The 24,991-nt window shown below is 35.5% G+C and carries 29 protein-coding genes; 13 read left to right on the top strand and 16 right to left on the bottom strand.

Annotation, left to right across the window (positions count from 1 at the left end):
* Nucleotides 1–17: 17 nt before the first annotated feature.
* The 3 genes from AC5YDH_RS12910 to AC5YDH_RS12920 form a co-directional block, all read right to left on the bottom strand.
* Nucleotides 18–764: an IS5 family transposase gene (locus AC5YDH_RS12910; RefSeq protein ID WP_496116939.1), complete on the bottom strand. Its 747-nt coding sequence runs from the start codon at nt 762–764 to the stop codon at nt 18–20.
* Between the two features lie 67 nt (nt 765–831).
* Nucleotides 832–1,914, bottom strand: coding sequence for a LysM peptidoglycan-binding domain-containing protein (locus AC5YDH_RS12915; protein WP_496120090.1), 1,083 nt, complete (start codon nt 1,912–1,914; stop codon nt 832–834).
* Nucleotides 1,915–1,916: 2 nt separating this feature from the next.
* The gene (locus AC5YDH_RS12920) at nt 1,917–2,309 is read right to left on the bottom strand and encodes a hypothetical protein (RefSeq protein WP_496120091.1); all 393 of its coding nucleotides are present in this window, start codon (nt 2,307–2,309) and stop codon (nt 1,917–1,919) included.
* Nucleotides 2,310–2,373: 64 nt separating this feature from the next.
* On the opposite strand from AC5YDH_RS12920, the gene AC5YDH_RS12925 reads away from it, so the two are divergent.
* From AC5YDH_RS12925 to AC5YDH_RS12945, 5 genes are all read left to right on the top strand, one after another.
* On the top strand, nt 2,374–3,012 hold the full coding sequence (locus AC5YDH_RS12925) for a hypothetical protein (RefSeq protein WP_496120093.1): 639 nt from the start codon (nt 2,374–2,376) through the stop codon (nt 3,010–3,012).
* Between the two features lie 157 nt (nt 3,013–3,169).
* Nucleotides 3,170–4,252 (top strand): tRNA (uridine(54)-C5)-methyltransferase TrmA, encoded by a 1,083-nt coding sequence (gene trmA, locus AC5YDH_RS12930; RefSeq protein ID WP_496120094.1) that lies wholly within the window; start codon nt 3,170–3,172, stop codon nt 4,250–4,252.
* Between the two features lie 240 nt (nt 4,253–4,492).
* Nucleotides 4,493–4,717, top strand: a complete 225-nt coding sequence (locus AC5YDH_RS12935; RefSeq protein WP_154773066.1) for a hypothetical protein — start codon at nt 4,493–4,495, stop codon at nt 4,715–4,717.
* 154 nt (nt 4,718–4,871) lie between these two features.
* Nucleotides 4,872–5,117: a hypothetical protein gene (locus AC5YDH_RS12940; protein ID WP_496120095.1), complete on the top strand. Its 246-nt coding sequence runs from the start codon at nt 4,872–4,874 to the stop codon at nt 5,115–5,117.
* A 442-nt stretch (nt 5,118–5,559) separates the two neighbouring features.
* On the top strand, nt 5,560–6,108 hold the full coding sequence (locus AC5YDH_RS12945; protein WP_496120097.1) for a lecithin retinol acyltransferase family protein: 549 nt from the start codon (nt 5,560–5,562) through the stop codon (nt 6,106–6,108).
* Nucleotides 6,109–6,114: 6 nt separating this feature from the next.
* Here AC5YDH_RS12945 and AC5YDH_RS12950 read toward each other — a convergent pair whose 3' ends face one another.
* Together AC5YDH_RS12950 and AC5YDH_RS12955 are read right to left on the bottom strand one after the other, a co-directional pair.
* On the bottom strand, nt 6,115–7,026 hold the full coding sequence (locus AC5YDH_RS12950; protein ID WP_496120099.1) for a bestrophin family protein: 912 nt from the start codon (nt 7,024–7,026) through the stop codon (nt 6,115–6,117).
* 59 nt (nt 7,027–7,085) lie between these two features.
* Nucleotides 7,086–8,813 carry a glutamine--tRNA ligase/YqeY domain fusion protein gene (locus AC5YDH_RS12955; protein ID WP_496120101.1) on the bottom strand — a complete coding sequence of 576 codons (1,728 nt, stop codon included), beginning with the start codon at nt 8,811–8,813 and terminating at the stop codon, nt 7,086–7,088.
* Nucleotides 8,814–8,979: 166 nt separating this feature from the next.
* Here AC5YDH_RS12955 and AC5YDH_RS12960 point away from each other — a divergent pair, with 166 nt between their 5' ends.
* Together AC5YDH_RS12960 and AC5YDH_RS12965 are read left to right on the top strand one after the other, a co-directional pair.
* On the top strand, nt 8,980–9,489 hold the full coding sequence (locus AC5YDH_RS12960) for a peptidylprolyl isomerase (RefSeq protein ID WP_496120103.1): 510 nt from the start codon (nt 8,980–8,982) through the stop codon (nt 9,487–9,489).
* A gap of 123 nt (nt 9,490–9,612) precedes the next feature.
* Nucleotides 9,613–10,329 (top strand): UDP-2,3-diacylglucosamine diphosphatase, encoded by a 717-nt coding sequence (locus AC5YDH_RS12965; RefSeq protein ID WP_496120105.1) that lies wholly within the window; start codon nt 9,613–9,615, stop codon nt 10,327–10,329.
* Nucleotides 10,330–10,333: 4 nt separating this feature from the next.
* Here AC5YDH_RS12965 and AC5YDH_RS12970 read toward each other — a convergent pair whose 3' ends face one another.
* Nucleotides 10,334–10,564, bottom strand: coding sequence for a hypothetical protein (locus AC5YDH_RS12970; RefSeq protein WP_496120107.1), 231 nt, complete (start codon nt 10,562–10,564; stop codon nt 10,334–10,336).
* A 125-nt stretch (nt 10,565–10,689) separates the two neighbouring features.
* Here AC5YDH_RS12970 and nfsB point away from each other — a divergent pair, with 125 nt between their 5' ends.
* Complete coding sequence (gene nfsB / locus AC5YDH_RS12975; protein ID WP_496120108.1) at nt 10,690–11,343, top strand: oxygen-insensitive NAD(P)H nitroreductase; 654 nt, start codon at nt 10,690–10,692, stop codon at nt 11,341–11,343.
* Nucleotides 11,344–11,452: 109 nt separating this feature from the next.
* Complete coding sequence (locus AC5YDH_RS12980; RefSeq protein WP_496120110.1) at nt 11,453–11,677, top strand: hypothetical protein; 225 nt, start codon at nt 11,453–11,455, stop codon at nt 11,675–11,677.
* Here AC5YDH_RS12980 and AC5YDH_RS12985 read toward each other — a convergent pair.
* The 4 genes from AC5YDH_RS12985 to AC5YDH_RS13000 form a co-directional block, all read right to left on the bottom strand.
* Nucleotides 11,640–12,494, bottom strand: coding sequence for an EamA family transporter (locus AC5YDH_RS12985; protein WP_496120112.1), 855 nt, complete (start codon nt 12,492–12,494; stop codon nt 11,640–11,642). The genes AC5YDH_RS12980 and AC5YDH_RS12985 overlap by 38 nt on opposite strands.
* Nucleotides 12,495–12,592: 98 nt before the next feature.
* The gene (fba, locus tag AC5YDH_RS12990) at nt 12,593–13,630 is read right to left on the bottom strand and encodes a class II fructose-bisphosphate aldolase (RefSeq protein ID WP_496120114.1); all 1,038 of its coding nucleotides are present in this window, start codon (nt 13,628–13,630) and stop codon (nt 12,593–12,595) included.
* Between the two features lie 145 nt (nt 13,631–13,775).
* Nucleotides 13,776–14,030, bottom strand: coding sequence for a hypothetical protein (locus AC5YDH_RS12995; protein ID WP_496120115.1), 255 nt, complete (start codon nt 14,028–14,030; stop codon nt 13,776–13,778).
* 134 nt (nt 14,031–14,164) lie between these two features.
* Complete coding sequence (locus tag AC5YDH_RS13000; RefSeq protein ID WP_496120116.1) at nt 14,165–15,352, bottom strand: phosphoglycerate kinase; 1,188 nt, start codon at nt 15,350–15,352, stop codon at nt 14,165–14,167.
* 143 nt (nt 15,353–15,495) lie between these two features.
* Here AC5YDH_RS13000 and AC5YDH_RS13005 point away from each other — a divergent pair, with 143 nt between their 5' ends.
* Both AC5YDH_RS13005 and AC5YDH_RS13010 read left to right on the top strand, forming a co-directional pair.
* Entirely contained in the window at nt 15,496–15,879 is a 384-nt protein-coding gene (locus AC5YDH_RS13005; protein WP_496120117.1) for a DUF2237 family protein, read from the top strand.
* Nucleotides 15,879–16,472: a Maf family protein gene (locus tag AC5YDH_RS13010; protein WP_496120118.1), complete on the top strand. Its 594-nt coding sequence runs from the start codon at nt 15,879–15,881 to the stop codon at nt 16,470–16,472. Before AC5YDH_RS13005 ends, AC5YDH_RS13010 begins: the two co-directional genes overlap by 1 nt.
* Nucleotides 16,473–16,779: 307 nt before the next feature.
* On the opposite strand, the gene AC5YDH_RS13015 is transcribed toward AC5YDH_RS13010, so the two are convergent.
* On the bottom strand, nt 16,780–17,019 hold the full coding sequence (locus tag AC5YDH_RS13015) for a hypothetical protein (RefSeq protein WP_496120119.1): 240 nt from the start codon (nt 17,017–17,019) through the stop codon (nt 16,780–16,782).
* Nucleotides 16,991–17,437 (bottom strand): hypothetical protein, encoded by a 447-nt coding sequence (locus AC5YDH_RS13020; RefSeq protein WP_496120120.1) that lies wholly within the window; start codon nt 17,435–17,437, stop codon nt 16,991–16,993. Before AC5YDH_RS13020 ends, AC5YDH_RS13015 begins: the two co-directional genes overlap by 29 nt.
* A 362-nt stretch (nt 17,438–17,799) precedes the next feature.
* On the opposite strand from AC5YDH_RS13020, the gene AC5YDH_RS13025 reads away from it, so the two are divergent.
* Together AC5YDH_RS13025 and AC5YDH_RS13030 are read left to right on the top strand one after the other, a co-directional pair.
* Nucleotides 17,800–18,960 (top strand): ribosomal protein uL16 3-hydroxylase, encoded by a 1,161-nt coding sequence (locus AC5YDH_RS13025; RefSeq protein ID WP_496120121.1) that lies wholly within the window; start codon nt 17,800–17,802, stop codon nt 18,958–18,960.
* A 164-nt stretch (nt 18,961–19,124) separates the two neighbouring features.
* Nucleotides 19,125–20,795, top strand: coding sequence for an FMN-binding glutamate synthase family protein (locus tag AC5YDH_RS13030; protein ID WP_496120123.1), 1,671 nt, complete (start codon nt 19,125–19,127; stop codon nt 20,793–20,795).
* 190 nt (nt 20,796–20,985) lie between these two features.
* Here the strand turns inward: AC5YDH_RS13030 and AC5YDH_RS13035 are convergent, their stop codons facing one another.
* The 4 genes from AC5YDH_RS13035 to AC5YDH_RS13050 are packed head-to-tail and all read right to left on the bottom strand — an operon-like array spanning nt 20,986 to nt 24,714.
* Complete coding sequence (locus tag AC5YDH_RS13035) at nt 20,986–22,029, bottom strand: alpha/beta hydrolase (RefSeq protein WP_496120124.1); 1,044 nt, start codon at nt 22,027–22,029, stop codon at nt 20,986–20,988.
* Complete coding sequence (locus tag AC5YDH_RS13040; protein WP_496120125.1) at nt 22,029–23,147, bottom strand: YdcF family protein; 1,119 nt, start codon at nt 23,145–23,147, stop codon at nt 22,029–22,031. Before AC5YDH_RS13040 ends, AC5YDH_RS13035 begins: the two co-directional genes overlap by 1 nt.
* Before the next feature lie 3 nt (nt 23,148–23,150).
* Entirely contained in the window at nt 23,151–24,194 is a 1,044-nt protein-coding gene (gene murB / locus AC5YDH_RS13045; RefSeq protein WP_496120126.1) for a UDP-N-acetylmuramate dehydrogenase, read from the bottom strand.
* A 10-nt stretch (nt 24,195–24,204) separates the two neighbouring features.
* Complete coding sequence (locus AC5YDH_RS13050; RefSeq protein WP_496120127.1) at nt 24,205–24,714, bottom strand: low molecular weight protein-tyrosine-phosphatase; 510 nt, start codon at nt 24,712–24,714, stop codon at nt 24,205–24,207.
* Between the last annotated feature and the right edge of the window lie 277 nt (nt 24,715–24,991).

The raw sequence follows: 24,991 nt of genomic DNA on the forward strand, positions 1-24,991 counted from the left end.
TAGGGGCTGTTGACATTTCATAATGGTAACCAAATAAAGATGCAAGCTAAGGCAACAGAATTTTCATAGCTTTGCTTTAGCTTATCATAGCGTGTGGCAATGCCTCTAAAGTGCTTTAATCTAGCAAAGGCATTCTCAACTAAATGCCTGATTTTATATAAATACCAATCCATATGATCATGATTTGATAGTGTATTGGATTTCTTAGGAATATTGGCTTGAGTACCCGTATTTTCTATCTGTTCTCTCAAGGATTCAGAGTCATAACCCTTATCTGCACATAGAGTTTCTGTCTCGTTTAGGTAGAGGCTATCAACTAATTTAGGTGCCACTTTTACATCGTGGGTCGTGCCATCCTCTATTAGAAACTGAACAGGGTTCCCATGAGCATCAACAGCCAAATGAATTTTAGAACTGTTTCCACCGATACTTTTTGAAATAGCCTGATTTTTAATTCCTGTAGCATGTTGATGAGCTCTCACATGACTAGCATCAATAAATATCCACTCTAGGTCAGCATCAGATGAAATTAACTTAAATATTTTTAATAGCTTATTATCTTTCGACCATCTAGAAAATTTCTTGAATATGGAGTTTGGCTTTCCAAAAGTGGCGGGTAAATCCCGCCATGGGCAACCTGTACGGATTCTATAAAGAATAGCTTCAATAAAATTACGAAGATTTTGTTTGAGATAAATACGAAAATTACGGAAAATAGTTTCTAACTTAGACCAGTGTTGATCAGTCAACATTGTACGAGGCATAGCGAGGAGTAGATTTGGTTTGGCGATTAAATTTTACTTTCTCGCTATTTTTTTTGCACAGCAAATGTCAACAGACCCTAATATCTTTTTGGATGCTCTGCTTAAATTTTTCTCTATTATTTACTAGTTCCGCTAATTTTTGAGTATCTACACCAGTAGCCAAATGAGGCACTTTACTTGGGTCAATTTCCCCACCTGCCGACGTTGATACAAAAAGCATCCAGTCACCACTATCATCATAAGCAACTCCTATATCCAAAGTACTACCAATAAACAAAAGGTCTCCGCTAATACTTACAGAAATTTGTTTTGCTTTGTGCTTTGGTGGCTTATATTGCGTTATAGCAAGCCCTTTATTTATTGAAAATTTATTATTAGCTTGTAAAGTATCAACAATTCTTTCTTTTGGCTTTTTAATCTTTAAAATAGAGCCGACTTTAAGCTTATCCATATCTGCTAAGGGAATATTATTCTGCATCGCAATTAAAGCAAGCTTCAGCTTAAATTTTTCAGCAATTTTCCCTAAAGTATCACCTTCCTTCACTTTATATGTTGCATCAAGAAAATCATCTGAACGTCCTGCTTTAATAGCAATTTCTTCTGCTTTATTTTTTTCACCAATATAAATTTTTTGCCCAACATGAATATTATTAGGGTTTTTCATATTGTTATTTTTCATCAACTGATCAATATCTTTTTTAAAGCGCTCCGCAATTCCTTCCAAACTATCGCCTTTTTGAACTTGGTAATAATCTGATTTATGATTTGACGTTCCTTTTACAGAAGTTTGAGCTTTTCCTAGTTTGAATACTGGAATTTCTACATGAAGCTGATGTTCAATTGTTTTTAATGATATGTAAGCTTCATTTACTTTAATAGTTCTTAAATGGATCCACCCTTTACTTAATAATGGTTCACCTTTTCCATATATCTTAATATCAGAAAGTCCTGACACTTCAAATGATTCAGACTGCCCTTTAGAATTCGTTTTTTTAGGATTAAAACTCATTCCTTGAGGATTCCATTTATCTGCTAATTTTGGATCAAATTTAATTACATCATCAGTTGTACTAATTCTATACTCAAAATTAGGAACAACTTCTTTAGAGTTTTTATAATAAAAATTTATACGAAATTTTAACTTTGACAAAATCAGCCCTCCTGAGAATCAGCTTCAGAATCAATAAAAAACTCTTCTTCCGCAATAAAATCAGGATCTTCGACAAAAATTTCTAAGTTTTCAGTCTCATATGAATGAACTCTAGATGTACGTCCCCGTTCATCTAAAACCCCTTCATAATAACTATGATTATCCTTGTAAATTCGATATTTAGAACTTTCAAAATCAGATAAAAAGCTCAAATGACTTAAGTCAAAGCGCATACTTTTCTTTTCAATGCTATCAACATTAGGAAGTATTGGAAGTTGGAAACTTTGACTAGCACCTCCTTCAAGAACATGCTCGGAAGCAAAAAATTTGGCATAGCCTGCCATTTTAACCGTAATTCCTTCAGGGGAAATAATAATTTCAGTACCACCAGCCATAAAAGAGACCTGTTTAATATTTTTATATATAATTGTGATTAATTTAATTAATAACTTATAAAATATGACATTTATTACAGCAATTCAACTAAAAGATTGTGCTATCGTTGTCGCAGATAATAAATTTATATCAATAGATAAAGACAAGCCTAGTAACTATAAAGAATATTTTGATAGTAAAATTTACAGCTGGAATAAAAGTATTCTGACAGGTGTGGGTGAACACTATTTATTAGATCGCGCAATTCAACTGTTCGTACATAGTGCAGATTCAGATACCAGCAAACTTCCAACTTGCCTCCATATTTCAAGACAAATAAGAGAGCTAGAAATAGGACATCATCATCAACTTCAAATTAGTCAACTTCTCTACAGTGAAACAGGACAACTCTACAAAGTGAGTCCAACTACGCCAACTGGTCAATATAAAACCACGGCATTAAAAGATAAAGAAATTACTCTATGGCTATTTAATCCCGATGTTAGTCAAATCATGGATGAGCTACAGACCCTATACGCCACACTCAAATCTAAAGACAGCTTTCAAACAGAACAAAAATGGACAAACCACTACATAGACCAATTCAAGACCATTTATAAAAAGCACAGTGAAATTGACCCATGTGTAAGTGCAAGTTTTAATATTTATTTCCAAACACCTACTCATACCCAAGATTATTACATATCAAATACTTCTAATTAAAATACAATTGGTACTTAAATAAAATACTAGATAAAGCAACCTCCTAACTTAACTCCTTCATACAGTTTTTTCGTAAAATTATCCAATTCCTTTAGTGTTCAAAGGCAAACTTTGTTAACATCCCTGTTTTGAACATGTCTGTGATTTTTACTGCATTATGACTTCATCTTATCAGCAACAACTTGAAGCAAAAGTTGAACGTATTTCAGCGCAATTTGCCGAATTTAATCCTCCCTCATTAGAAGTTTTTGCATCTCCTGAACAAAACTTCCGTATGCGTGCAGAATTCCGTATTTGGCATACAGATGATGATATGTTCTATGCGATGTTCGAGCGCGATGAAGACAACCAAAAAACCGTTGTTCGTATAGATGAGTTTCCAATTGCAGATAAAAGCATTAATGTTTTAATGCCAAAACTACTTGAGGCGATAAAAGCTGAGCCTATTCTGTCTAAGCGTTTATTTGAAGTCGATTTTTTAGCGACACTCAGTGGTGAAATGCTGGTTACCCTTATTTATCACTGCAAACTTGAAGCAGAATGGGAAACCGCTGCAAAAGCATTATCAGAACAGTTAAATATTAAAATTTTCGGTCGTAGTCGTGGTCAAAAAGTTATTTTGACAGATGACTATGTTGTAGAAGAGCTTCAGGTTTTTGACCGTAAATTTGCTTATAAACAAATTGAAAGTAGCTTTACTCAGCCCAATGCTCAAGTATGTCAAAAAATGCTTGAATGGGCATGTAATGCAGCTGAAAAGACAGATAAAGACTTACTTGAACTTTACTGTGGTAACGGTAACTTCACCCTACCGCTTTCTTTGAAGTTTAACCGCGTATTGGCAACAGAGCTTGCAAAATCTTCTGTATACGCTGCGCAGTGGAATATCGAAAAAAATGCGATAGACAATATTCAAGTCGCGCGCTTGTCTGCTGAAGAATTTACCCAAGCTTATAATGGCGAGCGTGAATTTAGACGCTTAGAAGAAGCTGAAATTAATATTTCAAGCTACGACTTCAACACTGTATTTGTAGATCCACCGCGTGCAGGTATCGATGATGACACTTTAAAGCTTTTACAGCGCTTTGAACGTATTATTTATATCTCATGTAACCCAGATACTTTACATGACAATCTAGGTTTATTAAGCCAAACTCACCGCATTACGAAGTTTGCATTGTTCGATCAATTCCCATATACGCATCATGTAGAATCTGGCGTTTTACTTGAAAAGATTTAAACAATTTGTTTCATAAAACTAAATTGTCATAAAAGAGGTGTATTTTACATCTCTTTTTTTATATCTATAAATGAATGATTTATATTCACTTTATAAACCATGATGTACTGTTTGGCTTTTTTTTACGCCAAAATTACAAAAATATTTCACTTAAATGACTAAACCATCACAGAAGAAAGCTTGCATTATTTTTTAATATGTCTATATTTCGATCTATGTTAGGTTGCGTATGAAGGCTCTATGAGTTTTTGGCAAAAGTTGTTCTCAAATGAACAACACAACGAACATAAGAACCAGATTTCTTGTGTTGAAAATGATTGCTCTTGTAAGACAAATGAACAGCTCATTGAAGCTTTAGCGAAAGCAACAGATGAAGATGTCATTATCGGCATTAAGAAAGTTTTAGCCTCTCGAGGTTATAGCCGCAAAGAGTTAAACGAACTTCAGCATTTACCTCTACAATAGTAGTGAAAAATTGCGAAAAAGGTATTTAGGTGTAAATCTAAATACCTTTTTTATTGTGTCCAGATTCAGATTTTATTGAAACAATTTACAAATGTTTACGCTCTATGATTTAATAGTTTGACTTAAAAATAAACAATAAAAGTTAGGGATGAATATGAAAAAGTTAATTTTATTAAGTATGGGGATTACTCTTGTTTCACTTACTGCATGCAGTAAAATGACCAGCGAATGCCAAGAGTCTTGGAATAAAATGGAAAAGTTTGGTAAAAAACTTGACGTTTCTAAAGAAGAGCTTGAAAAACGTAAACATGAATTTGAAGACAACATTAAGCAAATGGATCCGAAAGAAGCTGTCAAACTTTGTTCTACTCAAAACGCTATTTTACAAATGGCTGAATAAGCATATTGAGTCTTGATATACTGCTTTAAGTGATATGGGCAATATAATTCCAACACTATGTTCGATCTAGATAAAATGTATTTTAAAGTCTATTTATGCCCTTTTCACTTTCTATGTATTAGAGATGGTCTTGTTCTAATTGAATTATGAAATTTGCTTAGGCTATTTTATGATTGCTTCTGCTTAGAGCCATTTGCTTATAAAAATACACATACTTCCAATTTATATATCAACTATCTATCGATATGTATCATTGGCTTGTATTAATGCCACGAAAATCGCTAGAATGAATGATATTTCTCGTTTTAATGTTCTTCTTTATTGTCCGTTTAATCATTTGTATCGTGATATTTGTTGTCGCTTTCGGCTATCGTAATCTGTCATCAAACGCTGTAAAATAACGAATTGATATACATTTGTAACTTTTTTGGTAAATACGTCAATGCTACAGCAGAAAAAGCGATTTCCATTAGGGTCTCATCTTATTGTTACCCACTTTGGCTATACCCATCACGGGATTTACGCTGGTCGTGGGCGTGTTATTCATTATTCAGGGTTCGCCCATTTCTTTAAAAAGCACCCCATTGAAATCACATCAATTGAAAAATTCAGCTTTGGTAAAGCAATCAAAATTCAAAAATATACCTCTCCTAAATACTCAGGTCGTAAAGTTGTACGCCGTATGCGTAGTCGTATGCATGAAAACAACTACCATCTTATAATCAACAACTGTGAACACTTATGTACATGGGCAATTACGGGTGTAGAAAGCAGCCCTCAAGTCATTAAAATGATGAATCGACTTACAACCATTGGCTATGTAAGCTCAGTAATGAGCTATATGAATGGTTTATTCTTAACGCTGACTACAACTAGCTTTGCTTTAGTCTTTTATATAAAGAAAAAATTACGTGATAAAGCAAAGAAAAAAACGAGAAAATACGAACAGCTTTTGAAAGATCAAACTGAATCTCAAGATTTGAAGCACTAACTTAAATTAGTTCAATAAACCTTTTTTTGCGATTAAAACCTCAGGAATTTCTTTATTCATCGCATCTAATGTTTCTCGCTCAATAATTCGAACAATTGAATCGAGTGCTAAATCATTATCTTGCGTACCAAAAGGCTCTTCTAATTCAGCACTTAATTCATCAAAGCCTAAAAATAAGTAAGCTATTAAAACCACCAATATAGGCGTCCATAAGCCTAAACTCGCTTCTAAGCTAAAAGGCAAAATAAAGCAAAATGAATACACGGCTCTATGTAATAAAACTGAATAAGCAAATGGTAATGGTGTCGATAAAATACGATCGCAGCCTGCTTGAATATTTCCCAAGCTCACAATGTGCTGATTTAGATTATTATAAATAATATCGCTAATATTTTTATGATGGTAAATCTGAACCAATTGAATTTGAATTTGTTCAAGCACCCATTGCGAAGGATTAACACGATTACGAATATTTTCAAATTCGGCTGTGCTAAATCCTACACTTTTTTGATAATGCTCAATACTTTGAGAAGACTGTCTTAGGCGATCTCTTAGCAAATGCGTAAATAGCATCATTCGGCTCAATAGTCGCTCTCTTTCATCAAATGAAAGAACATGACTATCACGACTTAAGTGGCGTGTTGTCGCAATTAAAGCTCCCCATAACTTACGCCCTTCCCACCAGCGGTCATAACATGCATTATTACGAAAACTTAAGAATATCGAGAGAATCACACCAAAAATAGTAAAACCAATCGCTGGTACTGTCGGTAAATCAATAAAAAGACTTTGTCGTAAATAGACCAAAATACCTGAAAGAATCACCACACCAAGCAATGCAGGCATAACTTTGGGCAAAATAGTCCCATGCCATGCAATTAACAAACTCAAACGGCTACTTCTATCACGAACAATCATCTTTTTACTCCTTCATTAAAAAAGCCCAACCAATAGGTCGGGCTTTTCGTGCTTTTCAATTACTTAGCAGGTTTAAAGCTATCTTTTAAATCTAAGATGCGGTTAAACACAGGCTTGTCGCTTGTATGATCATGTTGATCTGCAACAAAGTAACCTTCACGTTCAAATTGGAAACGATCTTCAGGATTGGCTTGTGCCAAAGCAGGTTCAATTACAGTTTGAACCACTTTTAAAGATTCAGGATTTAAGTTATCTAGGAAATCTTCACCAACTTCAGGATCTGATTCTGTGAATAAGCGATCATAAATACGAACTTCAGCAGGAATACCTTTTGTTGCAGAAACCCAATGTACAACACCTTTCACCTTACGACCTTCAGGGTTTTTACCCAAAGTTTCAGGATCAATTGAACATTTAAGCTCTACAACTTCACCATTGTCGTCTTTAATCACTTCATCACACTTAATTACATAAGCATGGCGTAAACGAACTTCACCATCCGTTGTTAAGCGTTTAAAGCCTTTTGGTGGCACTTCTTCAAAATCTTTACGATCAATGTAAATTTCAGACGTTAACGGAATAACACGTTCACCCATGTCTACGTTTGGATGACGTGAATGAACTAAGTCCATTGCTTCAGGTAAGTTTGTTAAAGTCACTTTAAGTGGATTTAACACCGCCATACCACGTGCTGCTGTATTTTCTAAAGATTGACGAATACAGTATTCAAGCATTGCAACATCAACAATACTGCCATCAACCTTCGTTACACCTACACGCTTACAGAATTCACGTAAACCTTCTGCTGTAAAGCCACGACGACGCATACCAACAACTGTAGGCATACGTGGATCATCCCAACCATTTACAAAACCACCCTCTACTAAACGACGTAACTTACGTTTAGACGTAATGGTGTAATCCACATTTAAACGGCTAGATTCGTACTGACGAGGCACCGATGGAGATTGAACCTTTTCAACAATCCAATCATAGAATGGACGATGATCTACAAACTCTAATGTACACAGTGAGTGCGTAATGCCTTCAATAGCATCTGACAATGGATGTGCATAATCGTACATTGGGTACATTTTCCACTTATCACCTGTTTGATGATGTTCAGAATGTAGTACACGATACAAAATAGGATCACGCATATGGATGTTTGGCGCTGTCATATCAATTTTGGCACGTAAAACAGCTTGTCCTTCGCCCAACTCACCATTACGCATTTGTTCGAAACGCGCTAAGTTTTCTTCAACCGTTGCATCACGTTGTGGAGAGTTTTTACCTAATTCTTGGAAATTACCACGATTTAAGCGAATTTCCTCAGGTGATTGTAAATCTACGTATGCATCACCTTGCTTAATAAGTTGAATAGCCCATGTGTAAAGCTGATCAAAATAGCTTGATGCGTAGCGTGGTGTGCCATTCCATTGGAAACCTAACCATTTTACATCGTTTGCAATACCATCGACATATTCTTGTTCTTCAGCATCAGGGTTTGTATCATCGAAACGAAGATTACATAAGCCATCAAACTCTTGTGCAATACCAAAGTTTAAGCAAATTGCTTTCACATGACCAATATGCAAGTAACCATTTGGTTCTGGCGGAAAACGTGTTACAACTTGTTGTGTGCGGCCAGCTTCTAAATCATCTGTAATGACTTGACGTACAAAGTCCAAGCCTGGCTGTTGTTCTTGCTGCACAGCTTCGACAGAAGCACTGTTACTTGGTGTCGGATTGTTCGGCAGAGATGAAACAACATCATTTGGATTCATAGTAGTAAAATCACTTTTAAAATAAAAATTTGGATAATTAAAACGCTTTTCTGTATTTTTAACAAAGAAAATAACGTTTTTACTTGCCTTGTAGTTTACAGTTTGCTTATGCTTCTCACAACCAAAAAACCCATGGCTTTCGTGTCCATGTAAAGGAGATTACACAATGAGTTTTCCTCAAGTTGAATTAAACACCAATAAAGGCCGTATTGTTCTTGAGCTTAACGCAGAAAAAGCACCTATCACAGTTGCTAACTTTTTAGAATATGTTCGTGACGGTTTCTATGATGGCGTAATTTTCCACCGTGTAATTGATGGTTTCATGATCCAAGGCGGCGGCATGGATGAAAACTTCAAAGAAAAAGCAACACGTGATGCAATCGAAAACGAAGCTGACAACGGCTTAACAAACGATTTGGGTACAATTGCAATGGCGCGTACACAAGCTCCTCATTCTGCATCTGCTCAATTCTTCATTAACGTTGGTAACAACGGTTTCCTTAACCATTCTGGTAAAACAGCACAAGGTTGGGGTTATGCAGTATTTGGTAAAGTAACTGAAGGTTTAGACGTAGTAAATGCAATTAAAGGCGTTCGTACTGGTAATCGTGGTTATCACGCTGACGTTCCTTTAGAGAACGTTGTAATCGAATCTGCTAAAATTATTGCTGAGTAATTTAGAATCCTCCCTAACCCTCCTTTAATAAAGGAAGGAGGGAATTTCCACTAATGCTTATGTGGTTTTCTCCTCCCTTTTTAAAAGGGAGGTCGGGAGGGATTTTCAAAATAGGAAACCTTAGTGACTCATCTGTTTATCTCAGATTTACACTTGTCACCCGATCACCCTCGATTAATTCGAGGGTTTTTGGCTTTGTTAAACGAATACCAAAATAAGAAAACACATCTTTATATTTTAGGCGATTGGTTTAATGCTTGGATTGGCGATGATTACAGCGCCCCGTGGTTAGATGAAATAGTTTCAGCATTACAACAGTTTAACGCATCAGGAAATGAAGTTTATTTCCAATTTGGAAATAGAGACTTTGCTTTAGGTCAAAAGTTTTTAAATCAATTTAATGGTCATTTATTAAAAGATGTCGATTATTTAGAAATTGCTCATGTAAAAATTCGTTTAGAACATGGTGACTTACTTTGTACAGATGATGTTTCTTATCAAAAATTCCGTAAAATAATTCGTAATCCCTTCGTTTTAGGCTTTTTAAAAAGTACACCTTTAGGTTTTAGACAAAAACTTGCAAATGGTTTTCGTAAAAAAAGTTCCGAAACCAAACAGACAAAGTCTTATGACATTATGGATGTGAATCAACTTGCCGTAGAAAATGCTTTAACTCATGTTGATATTTTAATTCATGGACATACACACCGCCCTGAAATTCATAATGTGAATAATAAGAAACGTATTGTTTTAGGTGATTGGCGAGAACATGAAGCGCAAATTTTAGAAATTGATGAAAACAATATAAGAGATTTCCAACTTAAAACATGGAATTATTAAAGTATCATTCAGATGAAACTTGGTTTTTTAAATTTTTAATTTCTTTGGCTAATTTATAATTCCAAAAAACAACACCACCTAATATTACTAAATATTTAACATCTAAGGCACCATATTTACGGTATTCACTAACAAGAATTAAAACCAATAAAGCAAATGCAAAAACAGTAAATAGCTTCTGTAAAGATTGCTGACGAATCTTTCCTTGAAGAGTTTTAGGCTCAATATTCAACAAAATTACATCTCCCTTAAAAAAATATATATAAAGATTAAATAAAATATTCCACCGTTATTAAATTAGCCTTACACCTCTTAACGAAACCTATATACTCAGTGAAATAATTTATATTGGAGCAAACGATGGATTTGTTAAACGTTTCAAAAACTCGCTACACCACCAAAGCTTATGACTCATCAAAAAAAATTCCACAAGAACAATTTGACCGTTTACTTAAAATCTTACGTCTAGCTCCATCTTCTATTAATATTCAACCTTGGCATTATTTTATCGCAGATAATGACAATGCTAAACAACGTATTGCAAAAGCCTTGGTTGGTCGTTATGCCTACAATGCACCAAAAGTTCTCGATTCATCACATACCATTTTGTTTTGTACCAAAGCCGATATTACCGAAGAACATTTAGAAAGCTTGCTTAGTACAGATGATCAAAATGGTCGTTTCAAAGATGAAGCCGCTAAACAAGCTCAAAAAGATGCACGTATCGGTTATGTCGACTTTTACCGCAACGAAAAAGGTGATGTTCAACGTTGGGCAGAAAATCAAACATTTATTGCACTCGGTCAAATGCTATTAGCCGCCGGCATTGAAAATATTGATGCAACACCTATTGGTGGCTTTGATGAAAAGATCATTTCAGAAGAGCTAGGCTTAACAGCTAAAGGCTTAATTCCATCTGTCATTATGACTTTGGGTTTCCGAAGTGAAAATGACTTTAATGCAAAACTTCCAAAATCACGTTTAAGTGCTGAAGAAATTTTTACAAAACTTTAATTCTTACTTTAAATAAAAAAAGGGACTTCAAGGTCCCTTTTTTATGATCTGAAGATATTGGCACACGTATTGCTTATTTTTTATACAAAACAAAAACTAGAGAATAACGATGAGTACTGCTTTTATGCCCTTAAAATTTGAATGTTCAACTTGTCATCAGCTTTATTTTCAGCACTATAAAAACTCAGAATTACATTACCCCGAATGCCCCACTTGCCATCAAAGTGGTTTACTGATTGGTACTGCTGAAGCTGATGATGTTTTAAAACATCCATATAGTGTACTTTCAAGTATTGTTAAACAGACATTGAATACGCTAGACAAAGCACACTAACAATACCCAATAAAAGCCCAATACATGAAGCGGTTTTTAATCTTTCTTTAAAGAAAATTAAACCGCTTAAAACACCCAATACAACAACTAAGATATTCATCCCTGCAAATACAATGGCAGGCGAATCTTTTAGCAACATGTGAGCTTTTACATACAATGCAATATTGGCAAAATTAAGCACTCCCAAAAACAAACCCGCACCAATATTTCTCACAGATCCGATGGTATTATGTTTAATCAAAATATATAAAACTGAAAGAATAAAAGCACAAATAAACATTAAGTTAAGTGCAACAGCAAACTGCAAACCTAGACCTGTTGTATATTTTAATAAAATATCGATACTGGCATAACCGAACCAAACCAGTGCAAGATATAAAACTCCCTGATTCCCCCCACTCGATTTGCTATAATTCGAAAACAAAATGGCAAGAACAGCCATAATCCCCAGTCCAATACCCACGAGTTTTAAATCTGAAAATTGTTCATGAAATATAAAATATGCAGCACTTAAAGATAAAACTACAGATAAACGCTGTGCAACTTCTGTCTTTAAAATTCCTGCACTTTGTAATGATTTTGATAAAAATAAAAATACACTAGGTAAAAGCACACCTAATGCAATCACCAGTAACCACGGCGTAGAAACGACAGACACATGAGCTAAATCGGGTTTAAACCAAATAAAACATAAAACACTCGCAATTGCATAATTCCAAGTGATCATTTGAATCGGTTCAAATCCTCGATTTTTCATTATTTTTAGAAAAATAGAGACTAAAACACTACACAATGCCGCAGCAAATATTAATTCCATACCATCATCTACTTATGCTTTTGTTTATAGAATTCTTTTTGTTAAATAAAAGCCCACAAATTGTGGGCTTTTATTTTTATAAACGATTACTTTCGCAATTATTTATAGCGTTCAACCATTTTCTCTAAAGAAATTGGACGAATTTTGTCAGCATTGCCCGCAGTACCAAATGCTTCATAACGATCGATACAAATTTGTTTCATTGCATCAACAGTTGCAGAGAAGAATTTACGTGGGTCAAATTCACTTGGTTTTTCAGCCATCAAACGACGCATAGCACCTGTAGACGCTAAACGTAAATCTGTATCGATGTTGATTTTACGGACACCGTGTTTGATTGCATCAACCAATTGCTCAACAGGAACACCATAAGTTTCTTTGATGTCGCCGCCAAACTCATTGATTACAGCTAACCATTCTTGAGGAACAGAGCTTGAACCGTGCATTACAAGATGCGTATTTGGTAACGCAGCATGAATTTCTTTAATACGGTCAATTGCTAAGATATCGCCTGTAGGTGGACGAGTGAACTTATAAGCACCATGAGAAGTACCTACAGCAATCGCCAATGCATCTACATTTGTATCTGCAACAAAACTACGTGCTTCTTCTACAGAAGTAAGAAGTTGAGAATGATCTAAAACGCCTTCTGCGCCTACACCATCTTCTTCACCAGCCATACCAGTTTCAAGGCTACCTAAGCAACCAATTTCACCTTCAACTGACACACCACAAGCATGCGCCATTTGAACTGTACGACGAGTTACGTCTACATTGTATTCATAACTTGTTGGTGTTTTACCATCTGCACCCAAAGAACCATCCATCATTACAGATGAGAAGCCCAATTGGATAGAACGCTGACATACATCAGGGTCTGTACCATGATCTTGGTGCATAACCACTGGAATATGCGGCCATTCTTCAATTGCAGCCAAAATTAGGTGACGTAAAAATGGTGCGCCTGCATACTTACGAGCACCCGCAGATGCTTGTACGATAACAGGTGAGTTAGTTGCATCTGCAGCTAACATAATTGCACGCATTTGTTCTAAATTGTTTACGTTAAACGCTGGTACGCCGTAAGCATGTTCGCCGGCGTGATCCAAGAGCTGGCGCAATGAAATAAGAGCCATAATATCCTCCCAGGTAATGCCACATATTCTACATTGGGATTTGTTTCAATTCAGCAACAATTCGTATCTTTTAAAAAAAAAGTCCTCATATAAAGAGGACTTTTACAAAAATATCGCGAAGTTCAGCTATTTTGCTGCCTTTTGGCTATTTTTCTTCATGTGGTGTTGCAGCATCTGCAGATGCATTTGCAATTTCAGCAGGAACATCTGTGTTCTTTTCATCAAGAACTGGTTTGTCAATTGCATCAATTGCGGCTTGTTGTTCAGCACTTACTTTTTCAGAGTCTGTAGTCACAGCCGATGCATCCACTTCAGAAGCAGGTGCTTGTTCTTGTTTTGAACATGCAGTTAATGCCAAAGATGCTACTAATAATGCCGCCAATGCTAATTGCTGTTTCATAATCTATTTACCTTAATATGCAACGATTTAATTCATTAAAGGCATAATATGACAGTGATGTTTCATTTTTATGACGAATATCTAAACAAAAAAAGGCTGACCGAAGCCAACCTTTTTTCACTTTAAATGAACGATTAAGCGCGTTCTAAAAGTGCTGCTACAGCAGGAAGCGTTTTACCTTCAACGAATTCAAGGAATGCACCACCACCTGTAGAGATATAACCAATTTTGTCTGCAACTTCGTATTTATCAATTGCAGCTAAAGTATCGCCACCACCTGCAATAGAGAAACCATTCGATTCTGCAATTGCTAGAGAAAGTGCTTTTGTACCTTCGCCAAACTGATCAACTTCAAACACGCCTACTGGACCATTCCAAAGGATTGTTTTTGAGTTTTTGATAATTTCTGCAAAAGCTTTTGCTGTTTCAGGACCAACATCAAGAATCATGTCGTTGTCTGCTACATCTTCAACTTTTTTCACAACCGCTTTAGCAGCAGCTAATGAACCTAAGAAATCTGCAAAATCAATTTCAGACGCATCTGCAACAACAACATCAGTTGGCAATGGTACAGAAACTTTTGCAGCAATCGCTTTTGCTGTGTCGATTAAATCATTTTCGCAAAGTGATTTACCAACATTGAAGCCTGCAGCTGCTAAGAATGTATTTGCAATACCACCACCTACGATAATTTGATCGCAAATATCTGAAAGTGAAGTAAGTACATCAAGCTTAGTTGAAACTTTAGAGCCTGCAACAATAGCAACCATTGGTTTTTGAGGTGTTTTAAGTGCACGACCTAAAGCATCAAGCTCTGCTGCAAGTAAAGGACCTGCCGCTGCAACTTGAGCAAAACGTGCAACGCCTTCAGTTGACGCTTCTGCACGGTGCGCTGTACCAAATGCATCCATTACGAATACATCACATAGCGCTGCATATTTTTGAGCAAGCTCAGGATTATTTTTCTTCTCACCTACGTTAAAACGGCAATTTTCAAGTAAAACAACTTGTCCTGCTTCTACTTCTACGCCATCTAGGTAATTAGTAAATAATTTAACTTCTTGACCAAGAGCTTCTGTTAAATAAGCCGCTACAGGTGCAAGAGATTGTTCAGCTTTTGGTTCACCTTCAACAGGACGACCAAGGTGAGAATAAACCATTACTGCAGCGCCTTTAGCAACAGCAGCTTTAATTGTTGGTAATGCCGCGCGTAAACGTGCATCACTTGTAATCACACCATTTTTAACAGGTACGTTTAAATCTTCACGGATTAAAACACGCTTACCAGCTAAATCTAGGTCAGTCATACGCTGAAAATTCATGTATAGCTCACTTTTTATATATCAAAACCGGCACGATTTTAAATGATTATGCAAAAAAAGGTTAGCTTCTTTTTACATAAAAGATGTAGAAAGTGGTACTTTTGATTATCATAGTCTCTAGGTCACAACGAAATTCAGTATCTATGTCCATTCATCCAGACCCAAGCATCAATTTATTGAATGTTTTAGGCGAACCTCTCGCAAGTTGTTGTTTTGACCCTATTACTGGTTATTTTCGCAATGGCTTTTGCCATACGGCTCCATCAGACATTGGGCAACATACAGTTTGTGCACAAATGACCTCTGAGTTTCTAAACTATTCTCAAAGTGTAGGTAATGATTTAACCACCCCGCTTCCTGAAGCAGGTTTCCCCGGCTTAAAACCAGGTGACTTTTGGTGTATTTGTGTGACCCGTTGGGTAGATGCCTACCAAGATGGTTGTGCACCCCCTATTAAAATTCAAGCATGTCACCAAGCGGCTCTGTCTTATGTACCGCTTGATGTTTTAATGGACTACGCAGTGTAATGAACAATATGCAACTTATTTTGGCGTCTAGTAGCCAAACCCGTAAAGAATTGATGGATCGCTTGCGCATTGATTATCAATCTATTGTTCCCGATATTGACGAATCTCCACGTGGTGAAAACCATGCCGATGATTTAGCCAAGCGCCTTGCTTTTGAAAAAGCAAAATTTATTTCAGACCAATATCCCGATGCGATTGTCATTGGATCTGATCAAGTGGCTTGGCGCGAAGGTGCTCCTGATATTTTTATTGGTAAGCCTTTAAGTAATGAAAAAGCAATTAAACAGCTTCAAGCCAATTCCGACAAAATTGTTTACTTTAGTACTGCTTTAAGTGTTCAACACAAAGCTTCTGGCTTTGAAAGAACTTTGATTGAACATTACAAAGTGAAGTTCCGTAAGCTGAATTTAGACGAAATTAAGCGTTATGTTGAAATTGAACAGCCTTTACATTGTGCTGGAAGTTTTAAATGTGAAAGCCTTGGTATTAGCCTTTTTGAAGAAATGATTGGACAAGACCAAACCACTTTAATGGGCATGCCAATGATTAAGCTATGTGGCATTTTAAGAGAATTAAAAATTTTAGTGCCTTGATTTCCTGCTCTTTCATAAAAAACCGAGTTCAATGGCTCGGTTTTTTAATTAATGTCCGTTGATCGTCAAATTACAATCATTCTAGCACCCTGATTTTTAAATCAAATCATTAGGGCTAATTAAAATTAATTTTTCTACATAAATTCGTGAAACACTGATCAAGAAGTAAGCGTGGAACGTGAAAGATCAACGAAAAAGCCCCTGATGGTAGTCAGAGGCTTTTCAAAATGTATTATATTGTTGAAATATAATAATTAAATTAAAGCATTTCGTATAACGTGTATTATGCTAATTTTAAAGAAACTAACTAATTTGTTTGCATATCCCATGAGGCAGAAACCGGATCCATAAGATCATACGTTTTTAGTGTAATTGGACTCTTAACTACCAAAACTTTTTTACCAATTAACAGTTCATAATCCTGAATCATCTGGTTAAAAATTTCTTCAAAAGAGTTATTTAAAGCACTTAATTCTTCAACCATTTTATTCAAATATTGTTTTTCATAAAACTTATAATTAGTGCTTAAAATCACTTCTAATTTCACATTGTAGTAATTCTTTTGAAGCTATAACTAGAGATTCAGGATAATGTAAAGACCAATTCCTTAATTGATTTAAGCAATTTAATTGAATTGAAATAGAATTAGGAAGTTCTGGAAGAGTAATACCGTATTTAGGAGCGTCTTTTTTTAATTTCTTTCGATACTTTCTAAATGAAACAGCCCCTTTAGTCTCATCTCCTAATAAATTACATAGAAATCTTAGAATGCCATCTTTTCTTCTAGATAATGCCTCAAATTGCGAAACTTCTATGTTATCTACATTTGAAGAATCCTTTAATTCAATCATCTCATTCAAACAGATATTTAATTGATTTTTATAATTTAATACCTCTTCAATCAAATAATTAAAATAGTAAACATGATCATATTTACTATTAAAAGAGTAATGTCTTAGAGCCATACAAAATTCCAAAATTTATTTCAGTAATATATAAATTAATGCCGAGTACTAGTTTCACGCTGACGGAGCCAAGCATCGGTCGTTCTAAACATTAAGTAATTATGCTTTCCTACATAGGCTGAGATTATGCTTCACACACCACCTCAACGTTATTAATGTTCTATTTAACATAATGGCTGTTATACGAAATGTAATTTTGAACCCAAAAGTAGAATATGTTCAATTTCTTTAAAACAGCCATGTTCAATTGTCTGTACTTGCATATCAATCTTAAAAAATAAAATCCAAGCATTTAAGCCTATTAACTTGCACCAAAACTCGTCACAAGGGACAATATACAAAATTTATTTGTAGTTATTGCAATGTCACAACCTTTAGACGTATTAGGCGGAATTACCGCTGAACAATTCCTTGCCGAATATTGGCAAAAAAAACCGCTCCTTGTTCGTAATGCAATGCCTGAAATTTCAAACATCTTAGAACCTAACGATGTCATGGAACTTGCGCTAGATGAAAATATTACGGCTCGATTAATCAAACAAAAAGACCGCGATTCAAACCAATGGTCGGTGAAATCTTCCCCTTTATTGAAAGCAGATTTCCAAAAAATGCCCAAACTTTGGACGCTTTTGGTTCAAGCAGTAGATCATTATTCATTTGACCTTGCTGAACTTTGGAAGAAATTTCCATTTATTCCGCAATGGCGCCGTGATGACATTATGGTGTCTTATGCTCCTCAAGGTGGTTCTGTAGGTAAACATTTCGACTTTTATGATGTGTTCTTAGTACAAGGTTATGGTCATAGACGTTGGCAATTAGGGCAAATGTGTGATGCCGATACAGACTTCGTTGCAGGACAACCTTTAAAACTACTTCCTGAAATGGATGTTCATTTTGATGAGGTTCTTGCACCAGGCGACTTACTGTATGTGCCACCAGGTTTATCACACTATGGTGTTGCTGAAGATGACTGCCTTACTTTCTCATTTGGTTTCCGCATGCCAAATGTGACCGATATGGTCGATCGTATTGGTGATAAAATTTCAGAAAATGAAATGCTTCGTAACCCACTTCTCGATATAGTCCGTGACCAACTTAGTTCTATTGGTCAAGTAAGTAGTAACGAATTAGAATATTTAAAAGAAAAAGTGATGGAGCAACTTCAAAACTCAAATGTGCTTGAAGATGCCATTATGACTTTAATGTCTGAGCCGAAATATCCTGAAAACATTCCTGAAGCTGAAGAAATTGGTGCTGGTGATTTAGAAGAAGCACTAGAAGAAGGTTATAAACTATGTTTAGAGCCATCATCTAGACTACTTTATACAGAACAAGATAGTGACGTTTTATTTTGGGCAAACGGTGAAGGTATCTGCATTTCAGAAGTATTTACACCACTTTTACAACAATTAGCAGATGGTCAAATACTTGAACTAAACCAAGATTTATACGATCAAGATATTCTTGAAGATATTGCCCAATTATTAAATGAATCTATTTTAATATTGGTTCCTGCCGAATAAAACCACAATCAAGTTTGATGATTTCACCTCATCAAACTTGATTTATTTATTGATATTTCAACTAGATATCCTTGGTTTTGAATTTAAAAGGTGACAAATCAACACTTGATAATTATTTCTAAAAGTTGCACTGTTAGCATATATTTAATTTTTCGGGTTAAAAAGTGTCCAGCCTATCTCAAAGCATAAGACATAAATTTTTAAATACTTTTTTTTCAAGGTACTCAGTTTGGCTGATTAGTATCATTATCGCTGTGTCACTTACATGGTTCAGAGTATTTTCTGAAATCCATTATTTACACTATTTCCTATCAGATACTGCGATTAATACAATTTGGCTGAGTACACTTGCGCTTAGTTTTTTAGGTACGTATGACATTTTACAAAAACGTCATGCCGTCTTAAAAAACTACCCGATTATGGGACATTTCCGTTATTTATTTGAAGATTTCCGTCCTGAAATTCGTCAATATTTCATTGAATCAGATCAAGATGCTTTACCATTTTCACGCATGCAACGTAGCTTAGTCTATCAACGTTCAAAAAATGAAAATGCAGATAAACCTTTTGGTTCATTGATTAATGTATATCAACAAGATTACCGCTTTATCATGCATTCGATGGCTCCTTGCAAACCCGCAGATCCATCTACTTTCCGTATTCAAATTGGTAGCGAGCAATGTACTCAACCGTATAGCTCATCAATTTTGAATATTTCAGCCATGAGTTTTGGTAGTTTAAGTGCCAATGCAATTCGTGCACTAAATAAAGGTGCAAAACTAGGTAACTTCTATCATGATACGGGTGAAGGTAGTATTAGCCCATATCATTTAGAAAATGATGGCGATATTGTTTGGGAATTAGGTAGTGGCTACTTTGGCTGCCGTACCCTAGATGGTCAATTTTCTCCTGAAGCTTTTGCAAAACAAGCAAAGCTTCCACAGGTAAAAATGATTGAGATTAAACTCTCACAAGGTGCAAAACCAGGTCATGGCGGTATTTTACCTAAAGATAAAATTTCAGAGGAAATTGCTCAAATTCGCGGTATTAGCCGTGAACACGACTGTATTTCTCCATCTACACATTCTGCTTTCTCAAATCCAATTGAGTTAATGCAATTTATCCAACAATTGCGTGAACTTTCAAATGGTAAACCTGTCGGCTTTAAACTTTGTATTGGTCAACCTTGGCAGTTTATGGCCATTGTAAAAGCTATGCTTGAAACCAAAATTGTGCCTGACTTTATTGTGGTTGATGGATCTGAAGGTGGTACAGGCGCAGCACCTATCGAACTTATTGACAATATGGGCGTTCCATTACGTGAAGGCTTACGAATTGTACATAACACTCTTGTTGGCGTAGGATTACGTAAACAAATTAAAATTGGTGCTAGTGGTAAACTCATTAGTGCTTTTGATATTGCAAGTACACTTGCTATAGGTGCCGATTGGGTAAACTCGGCTCGTGGCTTCATGTTTGCAGTAGGTTGTATTCAGGCTCAAAGCTGTCACACCAACCAATGCCCTGTTGGTGTTGCAACACAAGATAAAGAACGCCAAAAAGCAATTCACGTTCCAACCAAAGCAGACCGCGTACATAATTTCCATAAAAACACTATGCGTGCTTTAGCGGAATTACTTGCTTCTGCTGGCTTAGAGCACCCGTCTGAAATTAAATCGCATCATTTAGCACAACGTGTTAATGACCGTGAAATTAACAACTACGCACAGCTTCACTTTTGGCTAAAAGAAGGTGAACTTTTAAATTGCGATCAAGCGAACACGGATAATTTCTATTATCGTATGTGGAAAGTTGCAGACGTAAATAAATTCTAAATTTTAATATTTGAGATTAAAGAGGCTGCGGCCTCTTTTTTATTATGTTGTATTAATTCACTATTATTGGGAAGTTGCATATTCTGAAAGTTGGAGGTTTGACAACCAAAATATGTTAATCATTGATTAAATCTTAAATACATAAAAAAGCTCAAGTATTTCCAACTTGAGCTTTCCTTTTTTATATTCATTAATAATAAACTTTGCTTTGCTTTGCATGTAAAAATGCAGGAATTAAACCTGTTAATGCAGCACGAATATCGGCACGTTCATTAATTAATTGATGAGAACCTTCTTCCAACATCAACAAAGTTTGCAATCTAAACTTTTTACGAATGAAATCTATGTTGTATTTCCAATCTACTGTTTGATCCTGAGCACCTTGAGCTAACCAAACTGGTATACGACAAGATGGTCTTTGCTCCATTTCTTGCATCCATTTAGACATTGCTAAAATCCAATCCATACCCATCATTTTAGGTTGTAAAGGATCTTTTAAACGAATAAATCTTAGAAACTCAGGATTGTGATTATTTCTACGGAAATGACGTGGAACTTGCTTTTTAATTCGACGAATAATGCCTAAACCCACCGAATTGTGCCACCAAGCAGATTTTGCAGGACGCACCAATGGCGATAGCAATAAAACACGGTCAATATAAGGGTTAACTCGACGTTCAGCAAACTCAAGTACATGATGCATTAAAATTGCGCCACCTGTACTTTGCCCAATACCCAGCCATGGTTTTGGCAATTGGTCTGCTGTTTTTACATACTGATAAACAGCATGTAAAACATCTTGATAATGATCAAAATCTTTAATATTTGCAGGTGAGCCATCACTTAAGCCATGACCTGGTAAGTCGAATGTAATGACACTAAAACCCTGCTCCATCAACTCTTGAATAATAGGTTGATAAATTCCACTATGTTCTAAATAACCATGCAATAAAAATACAGTACCTTGTATTTCTTTAAAACGCGTATTTGTTAAATTAGGTTTAAAAACTTGCACATGCAACTTAAACAGCGACATAGCAACATAGCCTTGCCAATGTTCACCATCTAACAAATGAAAACCATAAAGTTTTCGATATGCTTGTAATTCCGAATTGGGAGAAAATTGGCGATGCAAATTCAGTGCTTCAAGTTTTGACGATGTAGTTTCTCTGCTAGGTACAGGTAAGTCTAACAACTTTAATTCATTTGGATTTGAAAATGGAATCTCACGCATTATGGGATCTCCCTACAATCACTTGAACCCAAGAATACATCTCGAATAGATGCCAGCATTTCATAATTTGCTCTACGGCTGTGATCATAATTTTTAACGCTAGGTCGCCAAGTTGTTAATTGTGTTGGCATGGGTGCCTCTACAGGAATTGTTTCAATACCATTTAAGGCAAATAGTCGACGCGTACGAGGCATGTGGTATTCATCTGTTACAAGAATAACCGTTGGTGCACCACCTTTCTTTTGTAATAACAGCGAGCTAAAACGTGTATTTTCACAAGTATTCATGCTTCTATCTTCTAATAATTTGGCATCAACTCCACGTGTTTTAAGCCATGCTTGCATATAAGGTGCTTCTACGCCACTTAACACAATAGGAAGTTGATATTGTTCTTCTATTTCTAACGTTTTTTCTAATCTTAAACGAGTGTAATCATTCACAACAATGGTTTTAGCATCTTTATCTAAAGTTAAACCACCACCTAATACAACAATTGCATAAGGTTTTGAATTTTGCACCTGATTTGAAACAGCATTTTGCTCTTGAATATGCTGAACATCCTCCAAAGTTTGTAAATTCACCCCTTCCTTTTGAGGCTCTACAATCTCATGCGTCAATAAAAAATCTGTGTACTTTTCCATTGCTGCTTTATTTTCAGAGTTATTTAACTCCAATAACTCTCGAACAGCAGGTATAGCTTGTGCTTCGGAACTTGATGATACTTCCAATAATGGGATGGATGCTTTAAGAGGCTCATCTTTTTCTTCTTTTTCTCGTTCTTCAACAATAGAGTTTTGCAATATTTTATAACGTGCTTGAATCGTACTTAAGTCAGAATTTGAGCCTTTTTTAAGTTCCGCCTCCATCACTTTTAAATATGCTTGACGTGCAATCCAAAGCTCTGAGCCAGGCTCAAAAGTATCATTTTCACTTAAAGAAGCAAGCTTTTGACTTTCCGCAGCTAATTCATTCACTTCTACAGGGACAAAAGCATTCAATGATTTCACGACCAATTTCGAGTAAAACGGCGAATAAATAAAAAGCATTAGACTGCCTAAAAATACAAATAACAAAGATGCTATTTGTACTAATTTCACCATTAAATGCTTTTTAGCCATTTACTATCCTGTAATTACATGGTGTTCGTGAATTAAACCATGTTCACTATATAAGACTGGTTCTGGTTCTAAAGATACACCAAATTTAGCATAAACATCATGTTGCACAGCTTTATATGTTGCCTGAACATCTGCTAAATTTGCATCTGCATAATTAACCAGCACCAAAGCTTGCTTTTGAAACATGCCTACAACACCCAGTTTTTTTCCTTTCCAACCTGTTTGATCAATCAACCAACCTGCTGCAATTTTAACTTTATTATTCGGCTGCGGATAATGCGGTAAATTCGGAAACTGCTCTGCCAATTTCAAATATGCCGCCTCATCTACCACTGGGTTTTTAAAGAAACTCCCAACATTCGGATATTCTTTAGGATCTGGTAGTTTAGCTTGGCGAATTTGAATAACTTGTGTTTGTAAATTTAATGCTGTTTTTTCTTCGCCAACGGCTGTTTTTAAATCGCCATAATTTAGCTTTAAATCTGGATGTTTTAAAAGCTTAAAAGTCACAGATACAATTACATATCTATTCGGATCATCTTTAAAAATACTATGACGATAAGAAAATTGACAATCTTTGCCTAAAATTGAACTAAATTCTTTGTTAGAGCGATCGTAAACCTGTACAGAATCTATAAACTCACCCGCTTCTACACCATAAGCCCCAATATTCTGCACAGGTGATGCACCCACTAAGCCAGGAATAAGCGCTAAATTTTGTAAACCAAATAAGTCTTGAGATGTTGTCCATAAAACAAAATCGTGCCAAACCTGACCTGCACCTACACGAATGGTTTTAGAAGCAGCATCTTCAGAAATATCTTCTATGCCTTGTATGTCTATATGAATAACAAGCGCATGCAATTGTTGAGGCAATAGCATATTGCTACCACCCGATAGAATCATCACATTCAACTGATGATCTTCAGCATAAGCTAAGGCATCTACCAATTCTTGCTTGTCTTGAACTTTAATGTAGTGCGATGTAATGACACCCAAATTCAATGTATTAAAAGCTTTAAGTTGAATTTGTGTTTGAATCTTCATATCTTAAAACCTATGCTCTTAATTCATTTTTAAAGATGTTTGCCCAAGCACGACTGCTCGATTCACATTGATCTAATACACGCTCAAAACCACTAGCACCTCCATAATATGGATCTGGCAATGCTTGCTGTTTATATTTCTCATCATGCTCGCTCATTAAAGCAATTTTTGCACGAAGTTGATTTTTATCAAATACAGCTTCTGCTTTCTTCTGAAGCATTTGAATATTTTCTAAATTTTCATGATCCATGGCTAAAATTAAATCAAAATCGATAAAATCTTGCATGGTCAATTGTCTTGCTCTTAGCGAAGATAAGTTATATCCACGTTTAAGTGCATGTTGCTGACTACGTTCATCGGGAGCCTTATTGGGATGATAATTACTCGTACCTGCCGAATCGACTACAATATTGAGTTGCTCTTGATCGCAAAATTGTCTAAGAACAACTTCTGCCGTGGGTGAACGACAGATATTTCCTAAACAAACACATAACACCTTGTATGGCGTTTGGGACGACATAGCAACCTCTTTTACACTTTTATTTTCACTGCCTTATGTTAAGTGATTTAAGAGCTTAATCCTATATAGAATTTCTATAATAATGTTGATTTACGTATTAATTTTCACCTCAGATCACGACCTTTTTTGCTAAAAATTATATTTAATCAAACTCAATAGAATAATTAAGCATGTTTTTAAACTAAACGATCATTAAAATTATCAAAAAATCGAATTTATAGATCATATTTACACACTCAAAAATTATTAGAATTTCTTAATAGATTATTATTCTTAT

The sequence above is a fragment of the Acinetobacter sp. FY683 genome (assembly GCF_059515885.1).